At 35.5% G+C, this 22,791-nt stretch carries 24 protein-coding genes; 11 read left to right on the top strand and 13 right to left on the bottom strand.

Annotation, left to right across the window (positions count from 1 at the left end; genetic code table 11):
• The first annotated feature begins 35 nt into the window (after positions 1–35).
• Entirely contained in the window at positions 36–1,709 is a 1,674-nt protein-coding gene (locus tag Q2T76_RS07070) for an APC family permease (RefSeq protein WP_302084834.1), read from the top strand.
• Positions 1,710–1,744: 35 nt separating this feature from the next.
• Here the strand turns inward: Q2T76_RS07070 and Q2T76_RS07075 are convergent, their stop codons facing one another.
• From Q2T76_RS07075 to Q2T76_RS07100, 6 genes are all read right to left on the bottom strand, one after another.
• Positions 1,745–2,839 carry an SIS domain-containing protein gene (locus Q2T76_RS07075; protein ID WP_302084835.1) on the bottom strand — a complete coding sequence of 365 codons (1,095 nt, stop codon included), beginning with the start codon at positions 2,837–2,839 and terminating at the stop codon, positions 1,745–1,747.
• Positions 2,840–3,331, bottom strand: a complete 492-nt coding sequence (locus Q2T76_RS07080; protein ID WP_302084836.1) for a hypothetical protein — start codon at positions 3,329–3,331, stop codon at positions 2,840–2,842.
• 173 nt (positions 3,332–3,504) lie between these two features.
• The gene (locus Q2T76_RS07085; RefSeq protein ID WP_302084837.1) at positions 3,505–4,323 is read right to left on the bottom strand and encodes a PTS system mannose/fructose/sorbose family transporter subunit IID; all 819 of its coding nucleotides are present in this window, start codon (positions 4,321–4,323) and stop codon (positions 3,505–3,507) included.
• Positions 4,323–5,063, bottom strand: coding sequence for a PTS sugar transporter subunit IIC (locus Q2T76_RS07090; protein WP_302084838.1), 741 nt, complete (start codon positions 5,061–5,063; stop codon positions 4,323–4,325). The genes Q2T76_RS07085 and Q2T76_RS07090 overlap by 1 nt, the downstream gene beginning before the upstream one ends.
• Before the next feature lie 17 nt (positions 5,064–5,080).
• Complete coding sequence (locus Q2T76_RS07095; protein ID WP_302084839.1) at positions 5,081–5,578, bottom strand: PTS sugar transporter subunit IIB; 498 nt, start codon at positions 5,576–5,578, stop codon at positions 5,081–5,083.
• A complete protein-coding gene (locus tag Q2T76_RS07100) occupies positions 5,571–5,984 on the bottom strand; it encodes a PTS sugar transporter subunit IIA (RefSeq protein WP_302084840.1) in 414 nt (137 codons plus the stop codon). Before Q2T76_RS07100 ends, Q2T76_RS07095 begins: the two co-directional genes overlap by 8 nt.
• Positions 5,985–6,182: 198 nt before the next feature.
• Between Q2T76_RS07100 and Q2T76_RS07105 the strand changes: the two genes are divergently transcribed.
• The 6 genes from Q2T76_RS07105 to Q2T76_RS07130 all read left to right on the top strand — a co-directional run bounded on the left by Q2T76_RS07105 (position 6,183) and on the right by Q2T76_RS07130 (position 12,762).
• A complete protein-coding gene (locus tag Q2T76_RS07105) occupies positions 6,183–6,905 on the top strand; it encodes a GntR family transcriptional regulator (RefSeq protein WP_302084841.1) in 723 nt (240 codons plus the stop codon).
• Positions 6,906–7,122: 217 nt separating this feature from the next.
• Entirely contained in the window at positions 7,123–8,751 is a 1,629-nt protein-coding gene (locus Q2T76_RS07110; protein ID WP_302084842.1) for a peptide ABC transporter substrate-binding protein, read from the top strand.
• Between the two features lie 100 nt (positions 8,752–8,851).
• A complete protein-coding gene (gene opp3b, locus Q2T76_RS07115; RefSeq protein ID WP_302084843.1) occupies positions 8,852–9,781 on the top strand; it encodes an oligopeptide ABC transporter permease in 930 nt (309 codons plus the stop codon).
• Position 9,782: 1 nt separating this feature from the next.
• Positions 9,783–10,787: an ABC transporter permease gene (locus tag Q2T76_RS07120; RefSeq protein WP_302084844.1), complete on the top strand. Its 1,005-nt coding sequence runs from the start codon at positions 9,783–9,785 to the stop codon at positions 10,785–10,787.
• Between the two features lie 12 nt (positions 10,788–10,799).
• Positions 10,800–11,840 carry an ABC transporter ATP-binding protein gene (locus Q2T76_RS07125; protein ID WP_302084845.1) on the top strand — a complete coding sequence of 347 codons (1,041 nt, stop codon included), beginning with the start codon at positions 10,800–10,802 and terminating at the stop codon, positions 11,838–11,840.
• 1 nt (position 11,841) lies between these two features.
• On the top strand, positions 11,842–12,762 hold the full coding sequence (locus Q2T76_RS07130; RefSeq protein WP_302084846.1) for an ABC transporter ATP-binding protein: 921 nt from the start codon (positions 11,842–11,844) through the stop codon (positions 12,760–12,762).
• A 48-nt stretch (positions 12,763–12,810) separates the two neighbouring features.
• On the opposite strand, the gene Q2T76_RS07135 is transcribed toward Q2T76_RS07130, so the two are convergent.
• Positions 12,811–13,602, bottom strand: a complete 792-nt coding sequence (locus tag Q2T76_RS07135) for a Bax inhibitor-1 family protein (RefSeq protein WP_302084847.1) — start codon at positions 13,600–13,602, stop codon at positions 12,811–12,813.
• 245 nt (positions 13,603–13,847) lie between these two features.
• Here Q2T76_RS07135 and hflX point away from each other — a divergent pair, with 245 nt between their 5' ends.
• From hflX to Q2T76_RS07155, 4 genes are all read left to right on the top strand, one after another.
• Positions 13,848–15,104, top strand: a complete 1,257-nt coding sequence (gene hflX, locus Q2T76_RS07140; RefSeq protein ID WP_302084848.1) for a GTPase HflX — start codon at positions 13,848–13,850, stop codon at positions 15,102–15,104.
• Between the two features lie 99 nt (positions 15,105–15,203).
• Positions 15,204–15,635 (top strand): MarR family winged helix-turn-helix transcriptional regulator, encoded by a 432-nt coding sequence (locus Q2T76_RS07145; RefSeq protein WP_302084849.1) that lies wholly within the window; start codon positions 15,204–15,206, stop codon positions 15,633–15,635.
• 94 nt (positions 15,636–15,729) lie between these two features.
• On the top strand, positions 15,730–16,230 hold the full coding sequence (locus tag Q2T76_RS07150) for a DUF1440 domain-containing protein (protein ID WP_302084850.1): 501 nt from the start codon (positions 15,730–15,732) through the stop codon (positions 16,228–16,230).
• Positions 16,231–17,550: an MFS transporter gene (locus Q2T76_RS07155; RefSeq protein ID WP_302084851.1), complete on the top strand. Its 1,320-nt coding sequence runs from the start codon at positions 16,231–16,233 to the stop codon at positions 17,548–17,550.
• 16 nt (positions 17,551–17,566) lie between these two features.
• Here the strand turns inward: Q2T76_RS07155 and Q2T76_RS07160 are convergent, their stop codons facing one another.
• The 6 genes from Q2T76_RS07160 to Q2T76_RS07185 form a co-directional block, all read right to left on the bottom strand.
• Positions 17,567–18,619: a Xaa-Pro peptidase family protein gene (locus Q2T76_RS07160; protein WP_302084852.1), complete on the bottom strand. Its 1,053-nt coding sequence runs from the start codon at positions 18,617–18,619 to the stop codon at positions 17,567–17,569.
• A gap of 82 nt (positions 18,620–18,701) precedes the next feature.
• Positions 18,702–19,073, bottom strand: coding sequence for a DUF1634 domain-containing protein (locus Q2T76_RS07165; RefSeq protein WP_302084853.1), 372 nt, complete (start codon positions 19,071–19,073; stop codon positions 18,702–18,704).
• Positions 19,073–19,915, bottom strand: a complete 843-nt coding sequence (locus Q2T76_RS07170) for a sulfite exporter TauE/SafE family protein (protein WP_302084854.1) — start codon at positions 19,913–19,915, stop codon at positions 19,073–19,075. The genes Q2T76_RS07165 and Q2T76_RS07170 overlap by 1 nt, the downstream gene beginning before the upstream one ends.
• On the bottom strand, positions 19,915–20,367 hold the full coding sequence (locus Q2T76_RS07175; protein ID WP_302084855.1) for a hypothetical protein: 453 nt from the start codon (positions 20,365–20,367) through the stop codon (positions 19,915–19,917). The genes Q2T76_RS07170 and Q2T76_RS07175 overlap by 1 nt, the downstream gene beginning before the upstream one ends.
• A gap of 8 nt (positions 20,368–20,375) precedes the next feature.
• Entirely contained in the window at positions 20,376–21,290 is a 915-nt protein-coding gene (locus Q2T76_RS07180) for an alpha/beta hydrolase (RefSeq protein ID WP_302084856.1), read from the bottom strand.
• Positions 21,290–22,477 carry an MFS transporter gene (locus Q2T76_RS07185; protein ID WP_302084857.1) on the bottom strand — a complete coding sequence of 396 codons (1,188 nt, stop codon included), beginning with the start codon at positions 22,475–22,477 and terminating at the stop codon, positions 21,290–21,292. Before Q2T76_RS07185 ends, Q2T76_RS07180 begins: the two co-directional genes overlap by 1 nt.
• Positions 22,478–22,791 lie beyond the last annotated feature (314 nt).

Below are 22,791 nucleotides of genomic sequence, written 5' to 3' on the forward strand. Positions count from 1 at the left end.
TTAATTATTGTTATATAGATAAAAGGGGCTTTTTTATGTCAAAAAAGGAAGAAGTTTTCGAACTTGGTTCACAAAAGAAATATATTAGCTGGCCAGTAATAGCTTTAATGGACTTCGTTACAGTTATCGGCTTTGATGATATTATTTATAATTTCCAAAACCAAGGTTTAGGTACCATTACTACTTGGATTTTAATGCTATTTTTATTTGTTATCCCTTACGAAATGATGGTTGGTCATTTAGGATCTGTCTTCAATAAAGAAGGTGGCGGGCTTTCTTCTTGGGTTCGTGGAACTTGGGGCGACACCTGGGGTTATATTGCCGCTTGGACGTATTGGGTTGTCGGTTTGCCTTATGTTGTCGACGTTGCCAATTCAATGGTTGTCTCCTTTGGCTGGTTAGTCAACGGTAATGCCTCCATGCAAGATCGAATGAGTAACAGTTTATTTGCTTTACTTACAGCACTTATTTTTACATTATTTATTTTCATTCAACATCGCTTGCGTAATTCTCTACAATGGCTAGGAATTCTTGGTGGTGGAGCAATGTTCATCATGACTGTTCTCTATGTCATCATGACTTTTGCTTATCTTGGAAAAGGCGGTGCTCCACATTCACAACCATTCACTCTTAAATCAATCATTCCTAATTTTGATTTCAAATATTTCACCACGTTAGGACTTTTCATCTTCGCTATGAATGGTTCGGAGTACATTGCGCCTTACGTTAACGAAATGAAAAATGGTGGGCGTGATTTTTCTAAAGCTATGTGGATGCTCGCTATCATGACCGGATTCTTGACAGTTCTCGGTTCATTCTCATTAGGAATTTTCTTCAACGCTCATGACTTACCTCATGACTTGAAAATGAATGGTTCTTATTATGCCTTCCAATATATGGGTAATGAATTCGGTGTCGGTCAGCTCTTCATGTACATCTTCTCAGTAACTCAAGCTATTTATATGATGGCTCAATTAGCAGTCTTAATTGATGCCGGAACTAGAATGTTCCTATCAGATACCGCTAAGAAGTATCTTCCTGAAGGCTTAACCAAAACCGATAAAAGAAACCTTCCTATTAATGGTTACTGGATGACTACCGGAATTTGTACTTTGATTTTAGTTCTAAGTGCCACCTTACCAAATATGAATTCTATTTTTAATCAACTATTGAACTTGAATGGAATTGTTTCACCATTTGCAACTTGTTTCCTATTTACTTCATTTATCACTGTTAGAATGAGACAAAAAGAATTCCCATCAGAATTCGTCTTCATTAAGAATAGAAAATTCTCATTGGTTGTCGGTTGGTGGTGTTTGCTATTCACCTTCTCATTTGCTTGTTTGTCAGTTTTCCAAATTGATGAACCATTTGGTTCACCAGCATATTGGCACGTTATCATGTTAAACATCATCGAACCATTAATCATGTTGGCAATCGGAATATTGCTTCCATATATTGCCCACTATGAACGCAATCATAGTAAAGCAACCAACAGACGTAACCTAGGTATCTCATATTTAGTTGGAGCCGCATTAATTTTAGGAACAGTCTTTCCTATCTTAAGTGTTTCTCACAACAACAAATTGAACTCACCACTTGTTAACACGATTGAATTAATTGTTGAACTTGTAATTATCATCTCGATTGCAATCGTTGGTTTCGTTCTTGGTTACCGAGCTTTAAAACAAAGTAAAAAATTAGCTTAAATAAAAAAGAACTGCTTTTCAGCAGTTCTTTTTTACTATTCCATATGACCTGAAATTGAACGATCTTTTACAGGGCTGATTGAAGTATCAATTCCAACTGCTTCAGATAATTTAGCAGATAATATTTGGAAAGGAACAACGCATGGAATTACAGAGAGAATTCCAGATGTTTTTACACTAAATTTAAGATCTCTACTTGTTACATCGATGTCTTGGTTAGTTACGACAAATACATGCTCGGTGTAAGCTCGACGATAATAAGCAGCTATATCCTTCATTCTTTCAAATTCAGGACCGTCGTTTCCACCAATTAGAAAAATGAAGTTTTTATCATTATATGCACGAATTGGTCCATGTAATTGTTCCTCTTGCTCGTATGCAGTACTTGGTCTTCCAAACGTTTCGAAAAACTTCAAACGCCCTTCTTGTGCAGTTGGAAAATTATAACTATAACCAGCTATTGATGATTTAGTCATCTGAATGAGCTCATCAGCGTTCTTTTCATACCAATCATTACTCTCCGCAATAATCTTATCAAAATTCTCAATCAATTTTTTTGCGTCGGAGTCTAATTTTTCATACTCTACTTGATTAATTATTCCCTTCTTTTTTGCCACTTCAATTGCAAGAATATAGAATTGCATTAAAGTTTCGGTATATCCACGAGTCTCAGGACCAATTTGTTCCTTCTCACAAACTAAATGTAAGTATTGATCAGCCAATTTTTCAATAGGTGAGCCTAATTGTTCCGAAACACCAACAGTAGCACATCCCTCTTCGGCAGCTTTTTTAATTGCTTCGCATGTTGAAAGACTATCTCCATGTTGTGATAAGCCGATAACCAAAATCTGACTAGATTGATAAATTCCTGTAGGGTTTACATCTTCTAAATTTGTGAAAATTGTAGGTTCAATCGCAATAGCCTCGACTTTTAATATTTCGGCAAACATATTTCGAACTACGCGCATTGCATTATAAGATGTTCCAGATCCAGTGAAGTATATTTTTTTAAAGTCTCCTTTACTTAGAAACTCGATAAAATCTTTTCCATACTCCATTCTTTCATCATATGCTCTAGAAAGAACACGACCCGTGTCTAATATATGATCTAACATGTTCATTTTTCCCATTTAAAATTCCTCCGCTTTATTTATTTGCTTGATTTGATTTTTTGAAATAATTTTAAGTTGATTTAAATATGTATTCGCTTGATGTTTTTCACCCATCAATTCACAAATCTTAGTTAATCGATATAGAATTATCATTTTTTCTTCTGGATTAATTACATTTTCAAGTTCTATCTTCAATTCACTCTTAAGATTTGGATCTTTATTAATATACAGTCTGTGCAGTAATTTTATTTCTTTATTAACAGAATCGTACTTCTCATTTTTACAAGCTGGTATAAGCACTTTTTCAATTTTTAACGCTTCGTCAAATTGATTATTTTCTAAATAAAAATTAAAAATCTTCATCATAGTAATTATGAAATTACGATTCCTTTTTCCATATTTAATTAGCTCTTGTGATTCCTCATCGATTTTTTCAGTTTTGCCAAATGCTAAAAAGAAATTAAGTCTCATAATTATTCGAGTAGTTCTGTCAAAGAAGAATTTTGCCATTGGGGACTCCACTGTTTTAAGATATTCAGCTTCTTCTCCAAATTGTTGGAGCTTTAACAGTTTCTGCATCATTTTTTTTTTGCCAAATTTTCAGACAAAAAACTGATTACTATTCCGACAAATATCAAGATAAATACAGTGATTTTCATACATCCTCCGATTATTTATATGGTTTATAACAATCCTAATGCAACAGCAATAATTCCTAAGACAATAAGACCTAACAGAATGACTGTTCCATTGACATGCTTCTTCAACAATCCATAGCACCCAAATGTAAGTAACAGCGGCAATAAATTAGGCATAAGAGAGTCTAAAGTTTTTTGAATACTTACCTTAGTTCCTCCTAACTTAAGTACCGTTGGAACATCTATAATTACTAAAGAAGCAATCATCGCTCCAATAACTACTAAACCTAAAATTTTGGCAGCTTCAGTTAGTTTTTGTAAAGTACCATCTTCCTGAATTTTCGTTAAAAATTTACTTCCGCCTTCATAAGTTAACTTAAATCCGTACCAACGTAATAATTCACTCGGAATAACATTTATCAAGAAATAAAGAATAGGTCCAAGAATACTACCTTTAATTGCCAAAGGTGCTCCTACCCCGACTCCAATAACTCTTAATGTACCCCAGAATAATGAATCACCAATTCCAGCGAGCGGTCCCATCAAAGCTGTTTTAACTGCGTTGATAGAAGCATCATCAAAATTATCAGTGTTAGCGTTCTGTTCTTCCATTGCGCAACTGATTCCTAAAATTAAAGGTGATGTTGACGTAGAACAGTTAAAGAATTCAAGATGTCTCTTATATCCTTCTTTTAAATCAGATTCATTGTCTCCATATAATCTTTGCAAAACCGGAGTCATCGACCATGCATACCCTATCGACATCTGTCGTTCATAATTAAATGATCCTAGTAATTGATAGTGGCGCCACATCACTCGCCGAAGATCCTTTTTGGTTAGTTTTTTTTCAACTGGTTTATCCATTATAAGACCTCCTCACTTTGTTCTGGTTTAAATTGGAAATAAATATAAGCAATAATTCCACCAATCATGGCAGCTCCAATCATTGGAACTTTTAAGAAAGTAACTAGTGCAAATCCAAGAAATAGGAATGGCGCATATTTTTTGTCATAAGTTAATAACATTAACATAGCAATACCAAGTGCCGGCAACAGATTGCCAGATTGTGCTAAACCATCTTGAATAACTTTTGGAATTACTTTAACAATTGCCTTAACTGTTGGTGCACCAACTGCGTATCCAACAATTATTGGGACAAATTTGGACAAAAACATGATGGCTGCTCCTGACCAGTGTGCAATTGGTATTCCTTTCCAATTATTTTTTTCAATTTGTGCATCAGCATAATGTGCAAAAAATGCGTTAAAACTTCCCGCAGCAATAGCAATCATCTGTGCAATTAGCGCAATTGGAACTGCTAGTGTAAGTGTTGTTTGCCAATCAGCACCGGTTTTAATTGCTAAAGCCGTAGCTAAAGCTGATCCGACAACAACATCTGGTGGAGTCGTTGTTCCAATTCCAACCAATCCCATCCAAACAAGCTCTAACTCTCCACCTAATATAAGGCCAGTTTGAAAGTCACCCATTACTAACCCAACTAATGGAGCTATGATAATAGGACGATCTAGCATATGCTGACCACCAAGGCGGCTTTCCATATAAATTAACGATCCAATAAGTGCTACTAAAAATCCTTGAAGCATCTTACTCACCTTCCTCTCTAATTATTTTCAAACGCTTTTTTTATTCCTGAAAAATTAACTTTTTCTTGTGAAGGGGCTGTCTCAGCAAAAACCTCTGCTCCCATCTCATTAAGTTTCTTAGCAAAATCAAACTCTTCTCGAGTCATTTTTACACCTGCGACTATATTCACCACTCCATCACCTTGATAGTGAATTCCAGCGGTTCCAACATTAACTCTATTAATATCTGGTACTTCTTGCGTTATTGCATAAACATCTTTTAAGTTTTCAGTTACCACAAATATTTTTCTTTGAGAATATTTGGGATTATTTAGAATTTTTATGGCATCTGAAATAGATTTAATAGCCATAGTAACCCCTGCTGGTTTTGCCATTTTCATTGTTGTTTGTGTCATTGGATCTCCAGCAGCGGCATCATTTGCAACAAGCAAAATACTAGGTTGAATTTCGTTGGTCCACGAAACAGCGACTAAACCATGGACTAATCTATCATCTGCTCTAATTAACTCAATCATTTAATTCCTCCTCTTCATTGTCATTCTCAAATGCGGAGTTCATATATATAAGTTGTTGTTGCCCAGTCAATATTGCATTCTCAATATCGTTATCAGCAATTTCCTTAGTTTTCAAAACTAACTCCAACATTAATGGTAAGTTAACCCCTGAAATTACTTTTAGCTTCTTTTGTTCCATATACTGACAAACAATCCTATTAACACTTCCTCCAGGAAGATCAGTAAAGACAATAATATTTTCTTGGTCTATTTCTTCTAATAAGTTCACAAATTTTTCTTCAAAATCAGTTGCCCCATCTACATAGGCATTTAAATAGTGTAAATTACTAGAGTTATCAAAAAATTCCACAGCTAGTGCCAGGCCTTCGGCAAGCTTGCTATGTGTCGCGACAATAAAATGATTCATTACTACGCTCCTTCCTATTAGTCTTTCCTATGAAAACGCATTCATATTACCGTAATAATATCACAGTATATACATTTGTCAATAAGGTTGTAATATTCCTCCAATATGGTATATTTTAGGATGTACTTATTAACCGTTTTATCAAAGATTTTACTAAATAAAAATAAAATACAGTATATATAATTGTGGTGAAAAATAATGAATTCTAAATATAAACAAATTGAAGATCACTTTATAAGCCTCATAAAAAGTGGGGATTTGGAAATCGGCGATCAGTTGCCACCCGAAACCGAAATTACCAAAAAAAGTGGATTCAGTCGCATGACCATCAACAAAGCCCTTAATCATATGGAGCAACAGGGTTATATAACAAGGGTTGCTGGAAGAGGTTCCTTCGTACGCTCAAAAAGCATGACTCGTATGTTAACTGAGAGAATGGGTATCTCAGAATATATTCATAGTATGGGTATGGTCCCAGCTTCACGTTTACTATCTTATGAACTAATGAATCTTGAGCATGATGCGCACCACCAACAAAAATTGGATCTTGATGATATAAAGGAAGTACATCACTTCATTCGTCTTCGTTCTGGGGATGAGACTCCAATTGCTATTACTGAAGACTACCTTTCCGCTGAAGATGTTCCCAATATCGATACCGATATTCTTAATAGTTCACTTTATGAATATCTTGATCGTCTAAAAGTTGGTGTAATTGCTAATTACGTAGAAATAAAAGCCGTAAAAGCTACCGAAGAACAACAACGGCTTTTAAAGCTAGAAGATGACTTTGTTCTTCAAACTATCGAAAATGTTGATACCGTTTCAAAAGAAAAGGGACGACATAGACTAGGAAGATTCTCTTCATATTACAATCCAAAAATGTTTACTTATCGCTTTAAATATCCAAATCAAGAATAGCTTAAATAAAAAGAATGCTTCCTTAATAGAAGCATTCTTTTTTCGCTTTCAGAGCCATTTTCATTCATTAGATTAGAATTATTATTTTATAAAAACCTTGATTTGACAATGTCTTTTGTTACATTTTGATTAAAGATTAGAATTTCTTTAATTTTTTAATTTACATTTAATCTTATTTGCTTTATCATATTAAACATATCACTTGGAGGTAAATGATATGAAAAAACTGACGAAAGTACTATCAAGTATTACAGCACTTATTGTGTTTGTTCTTGTACTTGCAGCCTGTGGTAATGGCTCAAAAGAGAACAAAGATACCATTTCGTTCCAATCAAAAGACGTGATTGCAACAATGGACTCTTCATTAAATACCGATATTATTGGTGCGCAACATCTTACCAATACCATGGATGGTCTTTACCGTTTTGAAGGTAAAAAACTTGTCCCAGGTGTTGCTAAGAAAATTGTTAAACCAACTGATGATGGTTTGAAATATACTATTCCATTGAAGAAAACAAAATGGAGTAACGGCGACCCTGTTACTGCTAACGATTTCGTTTTCGCATGGCGTAGAACTGTTGATCCAAAGACTGGATCACAATATGCTTACATTTTTGAAGGAATCAAGAATGCCAAAGAAATCAGTGAAGGTAAAAAACCTGTTGATTCATTAGGTATCAAGGCAGTTGACAAGTATACTCTTGAAGTTACTTTAGACACACCAATTCCTTACTTCGATAAGTTAGTATCTAGCTCAACTTTCTTCCCACAAAATGAAAAAGTGGTTAAAAAAGCTGGTAGCAAATACGGAACTAACTCAAAAACTCTTGTTTTCAATGGACCATTCAAGTTAGTTGACTGGAAAGGTACTGATGACAAGTGGAAAGAAGTTAAGAACTCAAGTTACTGGAATGCCAAAGAAGTTAAACTTAAAACAGTTAAGTACCAAGTTGTTAAAGACTCAAACACTGTTTTGAACTTGTTCCAAAGTAAGAAAATTGATAATGGTGAAATTACAGGTGATACATCAAAAGAAATGCAAAAAGATTCATCATTTGTTAAATGGCCACAAAACTCAACTTTCTATCTTGAATTAAACAGAACTAAGAATGCTTTCTTCAAGAATCCTAAGTTTGCACAAGCAATTTCTCTAGCAATTAACCAAAAAGAATTTGCTAAAGTTCTTGGACCTGGTAGTGCAGAAAACAATTCATTTGTTCCATCTAAGATGGCTAAAGGTCCAGATGGAGAAGACTTCACTCAAGGTGAAATTTCTAAGAAAGCTTCTGATGATGCAACAGAATACAACCCAACAAAAGCTAAGAAATTATGGAAAGAAGCCCTTGCTGAAGAAGGTGTAAAGACACCTCTACAACTTGAATTACTTAGTGACGATACAGAAGGTGCTAAGAAGTCTGTTGAATATCTACAAGGAACTCTAGAAAAGAATCTTCCTGGTGTGAAAATTAATCCTTCAAACGTTCCATTTAAGACACGTCTTTCAAGATCTGTTGATGGTAAGTTTGACTTAGTTATTACTGCTTGGAACGCTGACTTCCCAGATCCAATTAACTTCTTAGAATTAATTGGAACTGACAATTCATACAACAACGGACGTTGGAGCAATGCTGAATTTGATAACTATATCAAGAAGAGCAAAACAACTGACGCTACCGATGAAAAAGCACGTTGGAACGACTTACAAGAAGCACAAAAAATTATTAGTGAAGAACAAGGGGTTATCCCTCTATACCAAAACCAAATTACTACATTAACTAACAAATCAATTAAGGATCTTAAATTTACACCAACCGCCCTATTTGATTTAGTTGGTACTCATAAGTAATTTAACTAATTTAATTGTGTTTTGAATAATTGAATTAAGTCGGGTGTTTGATTAATCAAACACCCGATTTGCATTAGAAGACAAAAAAGGAGTGACTTTTATGGTCAAATATCTAGCAAAAAGAATATCCTTTTTAGTTCTGACGTTGTTTCTTGTCGCATCAATCACCTTCTTCTTAATGAAACTGATGCCAGGTACACCCTTTAGTAATCAAGCAAAACTCAGCCCAGAACAATTGGATATTTTAAACAAACAATACGGTCTTGATAAGCCGGTATTCATTCAGTATCTAAGTTACTTATGGAATATGGTTCAAGGAAATCTTGGAACATCCTTCCAATTCAATAATCAAGCAGTTACTAGCATTATTCTCGAACGTATGGGTCCTTCATTACAACTTGGATCTCAAGCAATGCTCTTTGGTTCATTCTTCGGAATTATCCTTGGTGCCATTGCCGCTATTAAAAAGAACACATGGGTTGATAGTGTAGCTACTTTCTTCTCAATTCTAGGAATTTCCATTCCCAGTTTCGTGTTGGCGGTACTCTTACAGTACTTCCTAGCCTTTAAGTTAAATCTTTTCCCAGTTGCTTTGTGGGATGGTTGGAATTCTTCAATCTTGCCATCACTAGCTTTAGCCGTAGCACCACTAGCTAACGTTGCTCGTTTCATGAGAACTGAGATGGTTGACGTCTTGAGTAGCGATTACATTACCCTTTCTAAATCAAAAGGTAATTCTAAGTGGCAAACAGTTGCCAAACACGCACTTAGAAACTCATTAATTCCAGCTGTTACCATCATCGGACCAATGACAGTTAACTTAATGACTGGATCACTTGTTGTAGAAAACATCTTCACCGTTCCTGGAATTGGTGAACAATTCGTTAAGTCAATTATGACTAACGACTACCCAACTATCATGGGTCTAACAATTTTCTACTCATTCTTATTAACAGTAGTTATTTTAATCGTCGACATTCTCTATGGAATTATCGACCCAAGAATCAGATTAAACGAAGGAGGAAAGTAAAGTGGAGATTAGTAAAGATAAATTCAAATTAGCTAAAAAAGATACTCATCTAGAACAAGAAAAAATTAGCACTCCATCTTTGACCTTCTTCCAAGATGCTGTCAGACGTCTCAAGAAAAATAAAGTGGCAATGTTTGCTTTGGGATTATTAGTTTTAATTATTGCGCTAGCAGTTACTGCCCCAATAATTTCACCTCAAGATCCAAATGCACAAAACATTAAATATGCTAACTTACCTCCAAAAATCGGTTCAGGGAACATCCCTGGTTTTTCAGGTGAATTAACTTCTCAAAGCGGTGCTAAATATGATGCATACGCAGGTTTACCTAGCGATAAAACTTTCATCTTAGGAACTGATTACCTAGGACGTGATCTCTTATCACGTGTGCTTCATGGAACTAGACTTTCTCTATTAATTGCTTTATTAGCGACTCTGGTCGATCTGCTGATTGGTGTTCCATACGGAATAGTCTCCGGATGGAAAGGCGGCGTCCTCGATACCGTCATGCAGCGTATTATTGAAGTTATTTCTTCAGTACCTACTCTAGTTGTTGTTGTTTTAATGTTACTGGTTCTAAAACCAGGACTACTATCCATTGTTCTGGCCATCTCGTTTACGGGATGGGTCACGATGGCCCGGCTGGTCAGGGCGCAAACACTGCAGCTAAAGGAATTAGAATTTGTCATGGCCGCGCAAACCTTAGGTGAGTCATCATTTAAGATAGCTATGAAACATTTAATTCCTAACCTATCGTCAGTTATTATCATTCAAACAATGTTCACCATTCCAACTGCTATTTTCTTCGAAGCTTTCTTAAGTTTCATCGGAATTGGAATGCCTGCACCAAACGCATCATTAGGAACACTCTTATCAGATGGACAAAAAGCCTTTAGATTCTTCCCATATCAAATGTGGATTCCGGCTATTGTCTTGAGTGTGATTATGATCGCAGCTAATTTACTAGGTGACGGATTAAGAGATGCTTTTGATCCGAAATCAGAATAGGGGGTTTTGACAATGGAAAGTATATTAAAAGTTAAAGACTTATGTGTTAATTTTGCGACTTATGCTGGAACTGTCAACGCCATCCGTGATGTCTCCTTTGAATTACATAAAGGTGAAACACTTGCTATCGTTGGTGAGTCAGGTTCTGGTAAATCCGTAACCGTAAGAAGTATCATGCAACTCTTAGATAGAAATGCTGATATTGCTTCTGGTGAAATTATCTATAATGGACAAGACTTGTTGAAATATTCCGAAAAGAAAATGAATGATGTCAGAGGACATGATATCTCAATGATTTTCCAAGATCCAATGACTTCATTAGACCCAACTATGTCGATTGGGAAACAAGTAGCCGAACCACTATTGATTCATACTAAGATTTCTAAAAAAGAAGCGATTGAAAAAGCAATCGAAACTTTACAACTAGTTGGTATCGACAATGCACGTGAACGTATCAATGACTACCCTCATCAATTCTCTGGTGGGCAACGTCAAAGAATTGTTATCGCCATTGCGATTATCGGAAGTCCTGATATTCTAATTGCCGACGAACCAACAACGGCTCTAGATGTTACTGTTCAATCACAAATTATTGATTTGTTAAAAGACATTCAAAAGAAATTGAAAATGTCGATTATCTTTATCACCCATGACTTGGGAGTTGTGGCTGGAATTGCCGATCGAGTTGAAGTTATGTATGCCGGAAAGATTATCGAGTATGGGGAAGTTAACGAGATATTCTTCAATCCTAAACATCCCTACACATGGGGCTTACTTGACTCAATGCCTACCTTGAATGTCAAAGAACGTTTGAACTACATTCCAGGTACTCCTCCTGACTTGATTGATCCAGCACCAGGAGATGCATTTGCACCAAGAAACGAATTTGCTCTAGACATTGACTTTGAACAAATGCCACCGTTCTTTGAAGTATCAAAGACTCACTTTGCTGCTACTTGGTTGCTAGATCCAAATGCACCAAAGGTCACTCCACCGGCATCAATTGTTGCACGTCAAAAAGAATTTAAAAAATTAACAAAGGCTGGTGAATAACATGACTAAGAAAAAAGCAATCATTGAAATCAGCCATTTAAATCAATTCTTTAACGTTGGTAAAGCCAATGAAGTTAAAGCTGTAAATGATGTTTCTTTAGAAATTTATGAGGGGGAAACATTAGGTCTTGTTGGGGAATCCGGTTCCGGTAAAAGTACTACCGGAAGAAGTATTCTACGTCTATACACACCAACCTCTGGCGATATTACCTTCGATGGTACAAACATTGCCAAGTTAAAAAACGGTAGTAAAGACATGTTAAAATTCCGTCGTAATATCCAAATGATTTTCCAGGATCCATATGCATCATTGAATCCTAGAATGAAAGTTAAAGATATTATTGCCGAAGGTTTAGACATTCATGGTCTAGTTAGTTCTAAACAAGAACGTGATACCAAAGTTAATGAGCTTCTTCAAGAAGTTGGTTTAAACCCTGATCACGCAACTAGATATCCTCATGAGTTCTCTGGTGGACAACGTCAAAGAATCGGGATTGCTAGAGCACTAGCAGTTGACCCTAAAGTCATTGTTGCTGACGAAGCTATCTCAGCGCTTGACGTTTCTATTCAAGCTCAAGTCGTTAACTTGATGCAAGATATCCAAGAGAAAAAAGGTATCACTTACCTCTTTATCGCACATGACCTTTCAATGGTTAAATACATCAGTGATCGAATTGCTGTTATGCAACGTGGACGAATCGTCGAATTATCGACAGCGGAAGAGATTTACGAAAATCCGCTTCATCCATATACCAAGAGTTTGTTATCAGCAATTCCTCAACCAGATCCAATTGTGGAATCTAAACGAGTACATACGAAGTTTGATGCTCCAGAAGTTGAACCAACTGATAATACCTTGAGAGAACTCCTTCCCGGACATTTCGTATATTGTTCAGAAGAAGAAGCAAAACAATTAGTATAAACAAAAAAACAGCCATTGATTGGCTGTTTTTTTATTGCTTATATTTAATTATCTTCTACTGTTACCAAGTAATCTCAAGATTGCCATGAACAAGTTAATGAAGTCTAAGTATAAGTCCATTGCACTACTTAGAGCTAATAACCACCATGAAACATTGCTATCAGGTTCACTATCACGATACTTAGCTAAGAAAGTAACCTTAATCATTTGATTATCATAAATTGTGTAAAGTGTGAAAATCAAAATTGTAGCAAGTAAAATCCCGATTGTAAGCCAGCTATTTTGCACAAAGTAACTGATAACTATCATGACGATTAAAGCTAACAAGGCTCCTAATAATGGACCACCCCAAGTCGAATAGTTCTTCTTAGTTACTAATCCATAAACAGCAGTAGTGAAGTAAATTATTGAAGTAACACCTAAGGCTTCATAAACTACAAATGGTTCATAAAGATATGGAACTGCCCCAAGTGGAACCGCAATAATAGCAATTATCACTAACGTGAACAACAAGCTCAATGGAACTGACTCTGTCTTCATTGCTCGATTGATTAAAGCAAAGACTGCAAAAATTAAAATAATTGCTGGAATTCCAGCAGCAGCAAAGAGTGTTGATGTTATTGTGTAAAGCAACTCTGGTTGTGTTGATAAGAACCAAGCAATCGCCCCAGTGATAGCTAATTCAATAATGAAAATTAAGTAAGTTCTTGCCACATGTTTTTTCAAAGGAGCAAGTTCACTTTGTTCGGCTTGAATACCTTTAGCATCGGTTACATAGCCGAATTTATCCATAATTCCGGATTCTTCTTTTTTATTTAAATCGTTTAAATCTTTTGCCATTTAAATTACCCCATTCTTAAATATAAGTAAATAATACTATATTTATATAAATAAGGATAGTATACCAACAATGACTTAGCTTTTCGTTAAGAACTTTTCATGGTAATATCAACTAGTTAAGAAAGGAAGGTGTTCATCATGCGCACTTTAAGATTAGTAGATAAATATACAGTTTCATTAACCACTGGAAATATTAAAAGACATTAAGCCTTCTAACCGTCGACTTAATGCAGACGGAGAATTATATGACTGAAGAATATACAAAAGTAATAACGGGTGGTGTTAGTCACCTACAAGAAGATTTCGACTATACAATGAGTGAATTAACTTCACTTTGTGAAGCCAACAATATGCAAGTTGTCGATAGTCTGACACAAAATCTAGATAAGATTGTCACTGCAACCTATTTTGGTAAGGGAAAAGTCGAAGAACTAGAACATCTAGCTACCGAAAATGATGTCAAAATTGTCGTCATTAATGATGAATTGTCACCTTCTCAAATTAGAAATCTAGAAGAAAAAACTAAACTAACAGTTATCGATCGTACCGAATTAATTTTACAAGTTTTTGCTAGTCGTGCTCAAAGCAAGCAAGCTAAACTACAAGTTGAAATTGCTCAACTGCAATATGCCTTACCTAGAATTCACCCTTCTGGTAATCCACTTGATCAGCAACGTGGTGGTGGTACAACAACTCGTGGAGCTGGTGAAACCAAACTTGAACTTGATCGCCGTGTAATTAGAAACCGGATCACTGCTTTGAAGAAGCAACTTGAAGACGTTGATAAGAATATTGAAACCCAAAGCAAAAAACGTAAAACCAACACTTTACCTAATGTAGCTTTAGTCGGTTACACCAATGCCGGTAAATCAACTACCATGAATGCTTTACTTGAAAAAAGCGTTAATGATAATGAGGATAGCAAAGTCTTTGAAAAAGATATGTTATTTGCCACTTTGGACACTTCTGTTAGAAACGTAACTTTGAGTGATAACACTAAATTCTTGTTATCTGATACAGTTGGATTCGTCAGCAAGTTGCCACATAACTTGGTTGATTCCTTCAAGACTACTTTGGCCGAAGCTAAAGACGCTGACTTGATTATTCAAGTAGTTGATTACAGTGATCCTAACTTCCAAAAGACCATCGATGTTACTGAATCCACCTTAAAAGAAGTTGGAATTGTTAACAAGCCAACAATTTTAGCATTTAATAAGACAGATTTGACCGCAGCCGAGTACCCTACAATCGAAGGAAATAACATCTATTATTCAGCTTTAGATGGTCAATCAATCGACATGTTAATTGGTTTAATCAAAGAAAATATTTACAAAAACTTTCATCAAGAAACCTTCTTAATCCCTTACAATAAAGGTGATATCACTTCTTACATCCTCGATAACCTCGAAGTTGTTTCAAAAGAATATGTAGATGAAGGTACTAAGTTGGAGCTAATCGTTAATTCAACTGAGTATGATAAATTATCAGACTATCTCATTTAACTAATAATTTATTCTAGAATAAAATCCAATTTAAGTGCGCCACTATCGGCTTTTTTTGATAAAATAAGTCTTGGGGGAAATAAATTCAAGGAGTCCATTATGGAAAACCCACAGTTGCTACAAGATTATATTGAGATATATGTATCGGCAATTAAGTATCTTGAAGAATTAGTATCAAAGCCCACCCAAGAGTATGGTTTATCGTTCGAACAGTTTCTCATTTTGAAAGAAATATATGATGATAATTCCATAAGCTTAAAGGATATTGCGGCGAAAAGGGAAGTGACTAGAGGCGCAATTTCTAGGCAAGCCGGAGTTCTAATTAGAAATAATTACATCCAACAAGAAATCGATCCCAGTGATCGTCGTCGCATGATTCTACATGTTACCGATGATGGCCAAAAAGTTGTTGAAAACTTAATGCCAAAAATCAGCAAACGCTTCTACTCCTGGATCGATCGCTTCGGCGAAGATAAGGCAAAAGAATTACTTTCTTTAATGACTGAATTTAAAGAAAAAATCATGGATTAAGGGACACCTTCAGGTGTCTTTTTTTTGAGCCAAATATAAGAATTTTGTGGCAACAACCTTTATAATTAAAGAATACTTATAAAGAGGTGATTCGATGTCTAAAAAAATAAATTTAAAAGCTGCTATTATCGCTGGAACTGCTGCAGGAGTGGTCTCTGGTCTAGTTAAATTAGGATGGGAAAATATTTTACCTCCTCGAACTCCTGAAAGAAACAAAACTAATCCGCCGCAAAAAATGCTGGAACAATTTGGTGTCCCTGAAAAAGTCACTCATGCTACTTACACCTATTCTGGTGAAAAGTTGCCTTATGTGAGTTACATTATTCACTTTGGATTCTCTATTTCTTTTGGAATAATTTACGAAGTTCTAGCTGAATACAAATCATTTATTAAAGTTGGACAAGGAACAATTTTTGGCTTGGCTGTCTGGATAACCTATCATCTATTCGTCATGCCCGCTATGAAAACTGTCCCATCTGCTAAAGATCAACCAATGGAGGAACACATCTCCGAAGCCTTAGGACATATGGCTTGGATGTGGACGAACGATATTGTCGGCCAAGAATTATATCGTCGCTTAACTACTAAGAAATAAATGAATAATCAACCTTGGCAAACTCGTTGGCCTGAAAGAATCAGTTATGGACTAAGTGATGCTGCCGACAACTTAGTCTTTCAAATGATGACGATGTATCTGTTGTTTTTCTATACAGATATCTTCAAACTTCAGCCCGAAGATGTTGCCATTTTATTTGTTGTTGCTCGCTTTGCAGACGTTATCGAGAGTTTATTAATCGGAATTATGATTGATAAAACCAAAACCCGTTGGGGTAAAAGTCGTCCGTTCTTTCTATGGTTCGCCTTCCCATATGTTATCTTTGCTGTCTTAACCTTTTTGACACCTAATTTCACCTACGATTGGAAATTAGTTTGGGCCTACGTAACTTATCTAGGTTTAGGATTCTTTTATACCGCAGTTAATCTACCAATCACGTCAATTCTGCCAACTATGACACAAAACGACCGTGAAATCACCTTATTAGGCGTTATCAGACAATTCTTTGGAAGTTCTGTCCAAATCATCGTTTCGGTTTTTGCACCCTTATTAGTGCTATTTTTTGGACATGGTAATCAACAACATGGTTATTTCTTAACCGTTGTTACTTTCGGAATTATTTCGTTAGTTTTAATTCTAAATACTTTTTTTCAAGTTAAAGAAAGATTTCATGACCAAAACGCTTCATATAAATCGCTTAAAGAAACTTTTTCTATGCTTAAGAAAAATCATCCCTGGATTATTATCTCCATCGTTATTTTTCTTTACTGGCTAACTACGGCTATCAAAAATCAAACGACCATTTATTATTTCAAATACGTAATTGATCGTGCCGACTTAGTTCCGCTAGCTAACAGTTTCACTTTAGCCGCCTTAGTCGGTGTGGTTCTTATCTACCCGCTCTCAAAGAAACTCGGTAATAAGAAGACTATGCAATTTGGAATTATCTTCGCATTGATTGGCCAATTAATTTTGGCATTAGCTGTTTACATGAATAACTTGCCAATTCTTTTCACCGGTACTTTTATCAATTCAATCGGCCATGGCTTCATTGTTGGCTTAGTTTCAGTGATGATTGCCGATACTATTAAGTTAGGAACCGCCATGGGAATTCAAGCAGAAGGTGTCTTGGCATCAACTGACAACTTAGGTGTTAACCTAGGTTTAGGAATTGGTGGATTCATTACCGCTCAATCCTTTAGTTTTTCTGGATTTGTTGCCGGGCAAACTCAAAACCAAGCCACTATTGAAATGATTAATCTCAATTATGTAGCAATTCCAATTATTTTGTATTTGATTATGTTCGCTGTTTTATTCTTCTACAATGAAAAAATCATCAACAAAAAAGCCTTCAACTAGTGAAGGCTTTTTTTGATTAAAGATTGATAAATTCATTTTTCTTATTTGTAAGTAGAACTACTTCACCTTGTTCATTTAGATAAACATCATCTTCAATTCTAACGCCACCTTTTTCAGGTAAATAGATTCCCGGCTCAATGGTGAAGACCATATTAGGTTTTAAAATTTCTGTACTAATTGTATTCACAGTTGGATATTCATGAACTTCTAGACCAAGTCCATGTCCAGTACTGTGGTTAAAGTATTGCCCATAACCATGTTCAGTTATATGATCACGAGCAGCTTTATCAACGTCTTTAAATTTCATTTCCAATTCGAGACTCTTAATAGCAGCTTCTTCGGCATTTTTAGTAACTTCATACACTTGGCGAAGTTCATCACTAATCTCACCAACAGCCACTGTTCTAGTAACATCTGAATAGTATTGATCAACCACAAACCCAAAATCCAAAACAATCAATTCATGATTGCCAATTAATTTATGTGAAGCGGTCCCATGTGGAAACGATGATCTAACTCCAGAAGCAACAATCGTCTCAAAAGCCGGTGCTTCTGCACCCATCTTTTTGCCCAAGTATTCAATTTCGGTGGCAATATCTAATTCTTTAACTCCTGGTTTGATGTAGTTAAGAATTTCATCATAGACTTTGTCAGTTATTTGAGCAGCCCTGGAGATACATTCAATCTCTTCATCAGTCTTATACATCCGAAGTTTTTGAATGAGATTATCGGTGTAAATTAGTTCAACATTAGCGTCTAATAATTGTTTGGCGTCGCCAGCGGTGAAATCTTCAGCTTCAATAATAACTCGCTGAATTTCCTTACTTTTTAGAAATTCACTCAAGGCAGTTTTCTTACTATCAACAATTGTGAATGTTGGCGACTCTACCTTTATTTGTTCAAAAAATCTGCCATCAGTATAAATAAATTGTTCCTGTTCACTAATGATTACAAAACCCGTATCACCTGTATAGTTAGCAATATAAAAGCGATTAGCTTGGTTATTAATAATCATCGCATCTGCTCGATTTTTGGTAATTTCTGCTCGTAGTTCATTTACTTTATCCATCATAGCCTCCTAATTGAATTATTTAAAAACTATCTTAACAATAAAAAAATAACTAAGAAAGTCTAAATACTCTCTTAGCTATTTATTTGTAAAATCCAATTAGAATTGCGATTACTAGAATAATCAAAACAATTGTCGTAATCACGGTATACATCGTATCTTTTTCTTTAGCGAAAGCATAAATTGATACAATCACACGTAAGACTGGGGTAAATATTAATAATAGCAGTCCCAACATCATAATTGCATAAGACTTACCACTACCAATCCCAGAAAAAATTGTGGTTAATCGAGTAGGAAAAGCATTATCAGCATAGCCACTATTCCCACTGAATAGGTAAACAACAATGCCAATTAATATAACACCAACAGAAATTGCGACCCCAATTCGAAGAATTTGGCCGATAATAACTTCAACTTTTTGCATTTCGTTTTGCTTTTGTTTATTATCCATCAGATGTTAATACCAAATCCTTTCAGAATCATTTGCACACCCATATATAAAATTATTGGCACGAAAATAATTCGAATTGTCTTGGCACTTAGATGTTGCATAATTCTCGAACCTAAAGTTGCTCCAATCAAAACGCCAACTGCTAAAGGCGCAGCAATTTCTGGACGAATGGCACCACTGAAGAAATAAACTGTAGCACTGGCTGCTGCCGTTACACCCATCATCAGATTACTAGTAGCACTTGATGGTTTTAATGGCATCTTCATAATGGTATCCATTGCAATCACTTTGAAGGCTCCACTACCAATTCCTAGTAAGCCACTGGCTAATCCAGCAGCCAACATCATAATGAACCCACCTGGAACGTGGGTCACTGAATAGTCAATTTGTTTTTGTTGAACCTTATCATAATAAGATCCGTTGAGTTTCAACTTTGTCGCCATCTCATCATTTTGAGTGACTATTGCATCTGCTTGATGTCTAACTAATTTCATTACCATATTAAAAGCTGAATATGCCAACAATACACCAAAGAGAACGAACAAGATCTCTGAAGAAAAAACTCCTGCCAATAATGCTCCAGAGATTGCCCCAATTGTAGTAGCAATTTCCAAAAACATTGCCACACGAAGATTCAACATATCATCTTTCAAATAAGCAATGGAAGCTCCTGAACTAGTGGCAATAACCGAAATCACGCTGGCACCAATGGCATACTTGATATCCAAGCCCATCATCATAGTCAAAATCGGTGTCACCACCATACCACCACCTAAGCCAAGTAAAGATCCAATGACTCCGGCAATAATTCCTACAGCAGCTAACAAAAGTAAACTCTGCATTATTTTTCCTTCGATTCTTTTTCGTTATCACTAATTTCTTTTAATTGAACATCCATAAAATCAACAATTGTCTTCTTTACTGAATCATCAATTTCAGAATCATCGGCAACTTTTTCAATTCGTAATTTTGATTTGTTAATAAATTCCGATTTAGTAGTCAAATATAGTTTTGTTTCCACTTCTTGACCATCTTCGAAAAAGTGAGTAACTTTCTTTGCATCTTGGAAAGGTAAATTGATAATTCCTGATTGAATTAGAAAAGTAGTATTAGCTACGTTAATTTGAAATTCAAATAACTTACCTGAATCCAAACTATCTTCACCAAAGACAGCCGCTTCTTCAAGTGCACCATCAATTTTTTGGCCGAATTCACTTTCTTTGATTGCTACTGCCTTGGTAGCATATTTTTCCTCTTCAATTAATTCGATAAAATCTGTAACTGAAATTTTCATTAAATTACCTACTCTTTAAAATAGTCCTTCAAAAAACTATTGATTTTTTGTTCATATTCTTCAGGGTTTTGATTATAAGATCTAATATGAATCCCCTGAGGATTTTCATACAATTCTTTTGAACCCGTGTAACTATCATACAACTTTTGACCCATATACGGTGGAACAACTTTATCTTCTCCACCCACAACAAACATAATAGGTAACTCTGTTTGCTTTATGGCTTCAAGTCCACTGACTTCCTTATAATCAAACCCAGATCTTTGCTTCGCGTAAAATGACAATATTGGAACAACAAAGTTAGCTAACTGCCCAACTTTTTTAGCGGCATGAATTTTGATAATTTCTAGTGCCGAAGTATAAGATGAATCTTCAATGATTGCCACGACATTATCTGGCAATTCTGTTGTCACCGCTTGTAACTCAGTCGCCGCACCCATTGAGGCTCCAAATAAAAGTACTTCTTGATCAGGAATAGTTTTGTTAAGCTTTTTAATCCATTTGTTCAAATCATTCTTCTCAAAAAAGCCAAAAGTCATGTACTTACCATCACTTTGACCGGAAGCTCGATTGTCTGGCATCAAAACATTAAAGCCTAATTTATAGAATAATTGGCCAAAAATATTTAGAGAGTTATGATCAACACCAAAACCATGAGTCAAAACTACGGTCTTGTTGCATACCTTCTCTTGGGGATAAAAGTATGCTACTAACTTCAGCCGATCATTTTCAATTTCCCAAACTTCGTGATCTTGTTTTCGAAAGTTTTCGGTCGCATCATACAAAGAATGACTTCGAGGAAGTAGAATTTCTTCTCCACCCAAGGCCTTAGATCCACGCATATGAATATAATCGAATAATTTTCTAACTGCTACATATCCATTGGTAACAATTAAAATCAAGATCACAATAATATAAATCATCAGTCTAACTCCCTAATACCTACCATTGAAATTCCAATTATCAGCATCATCACGGTAATTGCCACAAACAAACTTGTGTATGACAAACTTGTAATTATGATACTTCCAACATAAGGCCCTACTGCACGGCCCAATGAACCGAAGATACTATAGATACTCTGCATTGTACCACGATTTTTACTGGTTGATAACTTGCTCAACAAGGCAGGAATCGTTGGGAATACCATTGATTCACCGACTGTTAAAATTAACATACTAATAATGAATTCTGGGAATGTGTGAGCATTAGGTAATAATAAGAACGACAACGCCATAATTACAATACCTAAAGTTAATTGATGTTTTAAAAGCTTGAATATTCTAGATATGAAACGATTAACAACTGGTTGAATCACTAATAGTGATCCGGCATTAACCGTAAATACCAATCCATAATCTTTTGTAGTCAAACCTTGATCCAACATATAGACCGACATATTGCTATCCCACTGTGAGTATCCAACCCAAACTAAAAAGACAGCTGCTGAGATAACCACCAAATTTAACATAAATCTGGTATTACCAATAATTTTCTTAGGATCTGATTCCACAATATCAACTTTTTCACGTTTTTCTTCATGTTTAACTTGATAAGAATCGAGAACATTTCCACGAAGTAGAACAATCACAACACTGATTGCAAAAATAATGGCCGGAAGTAAAAAGGTTAAACGAATACTGTGAGTAAAAATAAAACCAACAGCAGTGGAACCGACCGCAATTCCCATATTCGCTGCTAAATACATATTATTAAAAATAATTCGTGAGTCTCCACGAGCTTGTTCAGCAACATAGGCTGTATAGCCGTTAATCGCCGTATAAGAAAGCCCCATACCAAACCCTAGAACAGCTAGGATAAAGGCAAAAGAAGGCCAGGTGTGGTGAAAGGCCATGATACTCAAACAAATAACAGCAATCACGTAACCTGATATTAAGGTGATACGTTTAGAAAATCTATCAAACATGATTCCGCCGATGGTATTACCAATCATCATCATCGCTGAATAAACCATCAAGGTAAATCCAGCAACGGTTAACGGCTCATTAAGAGTCTTGTTTATAAAGATCGTATTTACAGGCAGGATAAAGCCTAATACCATATTAAAAATTACATTTAACAACAATAACCAACGGCGTTGTTCTTTCATAGACTTTCTCCTTTTTCATTTAATTATAAAAAAACACCATGAGAAAATTCTCATGGCATGCAAGACGGTACATGTTGTAATTACAAAAGGTTCACACATTTGTAAAAGTACATCTACATCCGGTAGAAGTGCAGTACTCCGTCATATCTCCTGTCACTTTAACGTGACTCTCGACTCATCGCACTATCTATACTACATGAGAATAATTGCTTTTTCAATAATCTAAACCTAAATAAAAAAGGTTTTAGCATTTAGCTAAAACCCTTTTATCATAAGCGTGGCGACTTCCTATCCTCGCAGGCAGTTTCCCACCA

The organism is Lactobacillus sp. YT155, assembly GCF_030504545.1.
Taxonomy (GTDB): domain Bacteria; phylum Bacillota; class Bacilli; order Lactobacillales; family Lactobacillaceae; genus BQUT01.

What these genes read in the sequence shown, in the direction of transcription:
- Q2T76_RS07145 (WP_302084849.1), top strand. Translation starts at nt 15,204, where the DNA reads ATGGAAAACCCACAGTTGCTACAAGATTATATTGAGATATATGTATCG.
- Q2T76_RS07090 (WP_302084838.1), bottom strand. Translation starts at nt 5,063, where the DNA reads ATGCTTCAAGGATTTTTAGTAGCACTTATTGGATCGTTAATTTATATG.
- Q2T76_RS07175 (WP_302084855.1), bottom strand. Translation starts at nt 20,367, where the DNA reads ATGAAAATTTCAGTTACAGATTTTATCGAATTAATTGAAGAGGAAAAA.
- Q2T76_RS07075 (WP_302084835.1), bottom strand. Translation starts at nt 2,839, where the DNA reads ATGGGAAAAATGAACATGTTAGATCATATATTAGACACGGGTCGTGTT.
- Q2T76_RS07150 (WP_302084850.1), top strand. Translation starts at nt 15,730, where the DNA reads ATGTCTAAAAAAATAAATTTAAAAGCTGCTATTATCGCTGGAACTGCT.
- Q2T76_RS07180 (WP_302084856.1), bottom strand. Translation starts at nt 21,290, where the DNA reads ATGATTTATATTATTGTGATCTTGATTTTAATTGTTACCAATGGATAT.
- Q2T76_RS07070 (WP_302084834.1), top strand. Translation starts at nt 36, where the DNA reads ATGTCAAAAAAGGAAGAAGTTTTCGAACTTGGTTCACAAAAGAAATAT.
- Q2T76_RS07085 (WP_302084837.1), bottom strand. Translation starts at nt 4,323, where the DNA reads ATGGATAAACCAGTTGAAAAAAAACTAACCAAAAAGGATCTTCGGCGA.
- Q2T76_RS07160 (WP_302084852.1), bottom strand. Translation starts at nt 18,619, where the DNA reads ATGGATAAAGTAAATGAACTACGAGCAGAAATTACCAAAAATCGAGCA.
- Q2T76_RS07165 (WP_302084853.1), bottom strand. Translation starts at nt 19,073, where the DNA reads ATGGATAATAAACAAAAGCAAAACGAAATGCAAAAAGTTGAAGTTATT.
- hflX (WP_302084848.1), top strand. Translation starts at nt 13,848, where the DNA reads ATGACTGAAGAATATACAAAAGTAATAACGGGTGGTGTTAGTCACCTA.
- Q2T76_RS07105 (WP_302084841.1), top strand. Translation starts at nt 6,183, where the DNA reads ATGAATTCTAAATATAAACAAATTGAAGATCACTTTATAAGCCTCATA.
- Q2T76_RS07155 (WP_302084851.1), top strand. Translation starts at nt 16,231, where the DNA reads ATGAATAATCAACCTTGGCAAACTCGTTGGCCTGAAAGAATCAGTTAT.
- Q2T76_RS07110 (WP_302084842.1), top strand. Translation starts at nt 7,123, where the DNA reads ATGAAAAAACTGACGAAAGTACTATCAAGTATTACAGCACTTATTGTG.
- Q2T76_RS07095 (WP_302084839.1), bottom strand. Translation starts at nt 5,578, where the DNA reads ATGATTGAGTTAATTAGAGCAGATGATAGATTAGTCCATGGTTTAGTC.
- Q2T76_RS07130 (WP_302084846.1), top strand. Translation starts at nt 11,842, where the DNA reads ATGACTAAGAAAAAAGCAATCATTGAAATCAGCCATTTAAATCAATTC.
- Q2T76_RS07125 (WP_302084845.1), top strand. Translation starts at nt 10,800, where the DNA reads ATGGAAAGTATATTAAAAGTTAAAGACTTATGTGTTAATTTTGCGACT.
- opp3b (WP_302084843.1), top strand. Translation starts at nt 8,852, where the DNA reads ATGGTCAAATATCTAGCAAAAAGAATATCCTTTTTAGTTCTGACGTTG.
- Q2T76_RS07135 (WP_302084847.1), bottom strand. Translation starts at nt 13,602, where the DNA reads ATGGCAAAAGATTTAAACGATTTAAATAAAAAAGAAGAATCCGGAATT.
- Q2T76_RS07185 (WP_302084857.1), bottom strand. Translation starts at nt 22,477, where the DNA reads ATGAAAGAACAACGCCGTTGGTTATTGTTGTTAAATGTAATTTTTAAT.
- Q2T76_RS07170 (WP_302084854.1), bottom strand. Translation starts at nt 19,915, where the DNA reads ATGCAGAGTTTACTTTTGTTAGCTGCTGTAGGAATTATTGCCGGAGTC.
- Q2T76_RS07080 (WP_302084836.1), bottom strand. Translation starts at nt 3,331, where the DNA reads ATGGCAAAATTCTTCTTTGACAGAACTACTCGAATAATTATGAGACTT.
- Q2T76_RS07100 (WP_302084840.1), bottom strand. Translation starts at nt 5,984, where the DNA reads ATGAATCATTTTATTGTCGCGACACATAGCAAGCTTGCCGAAGGCCTG.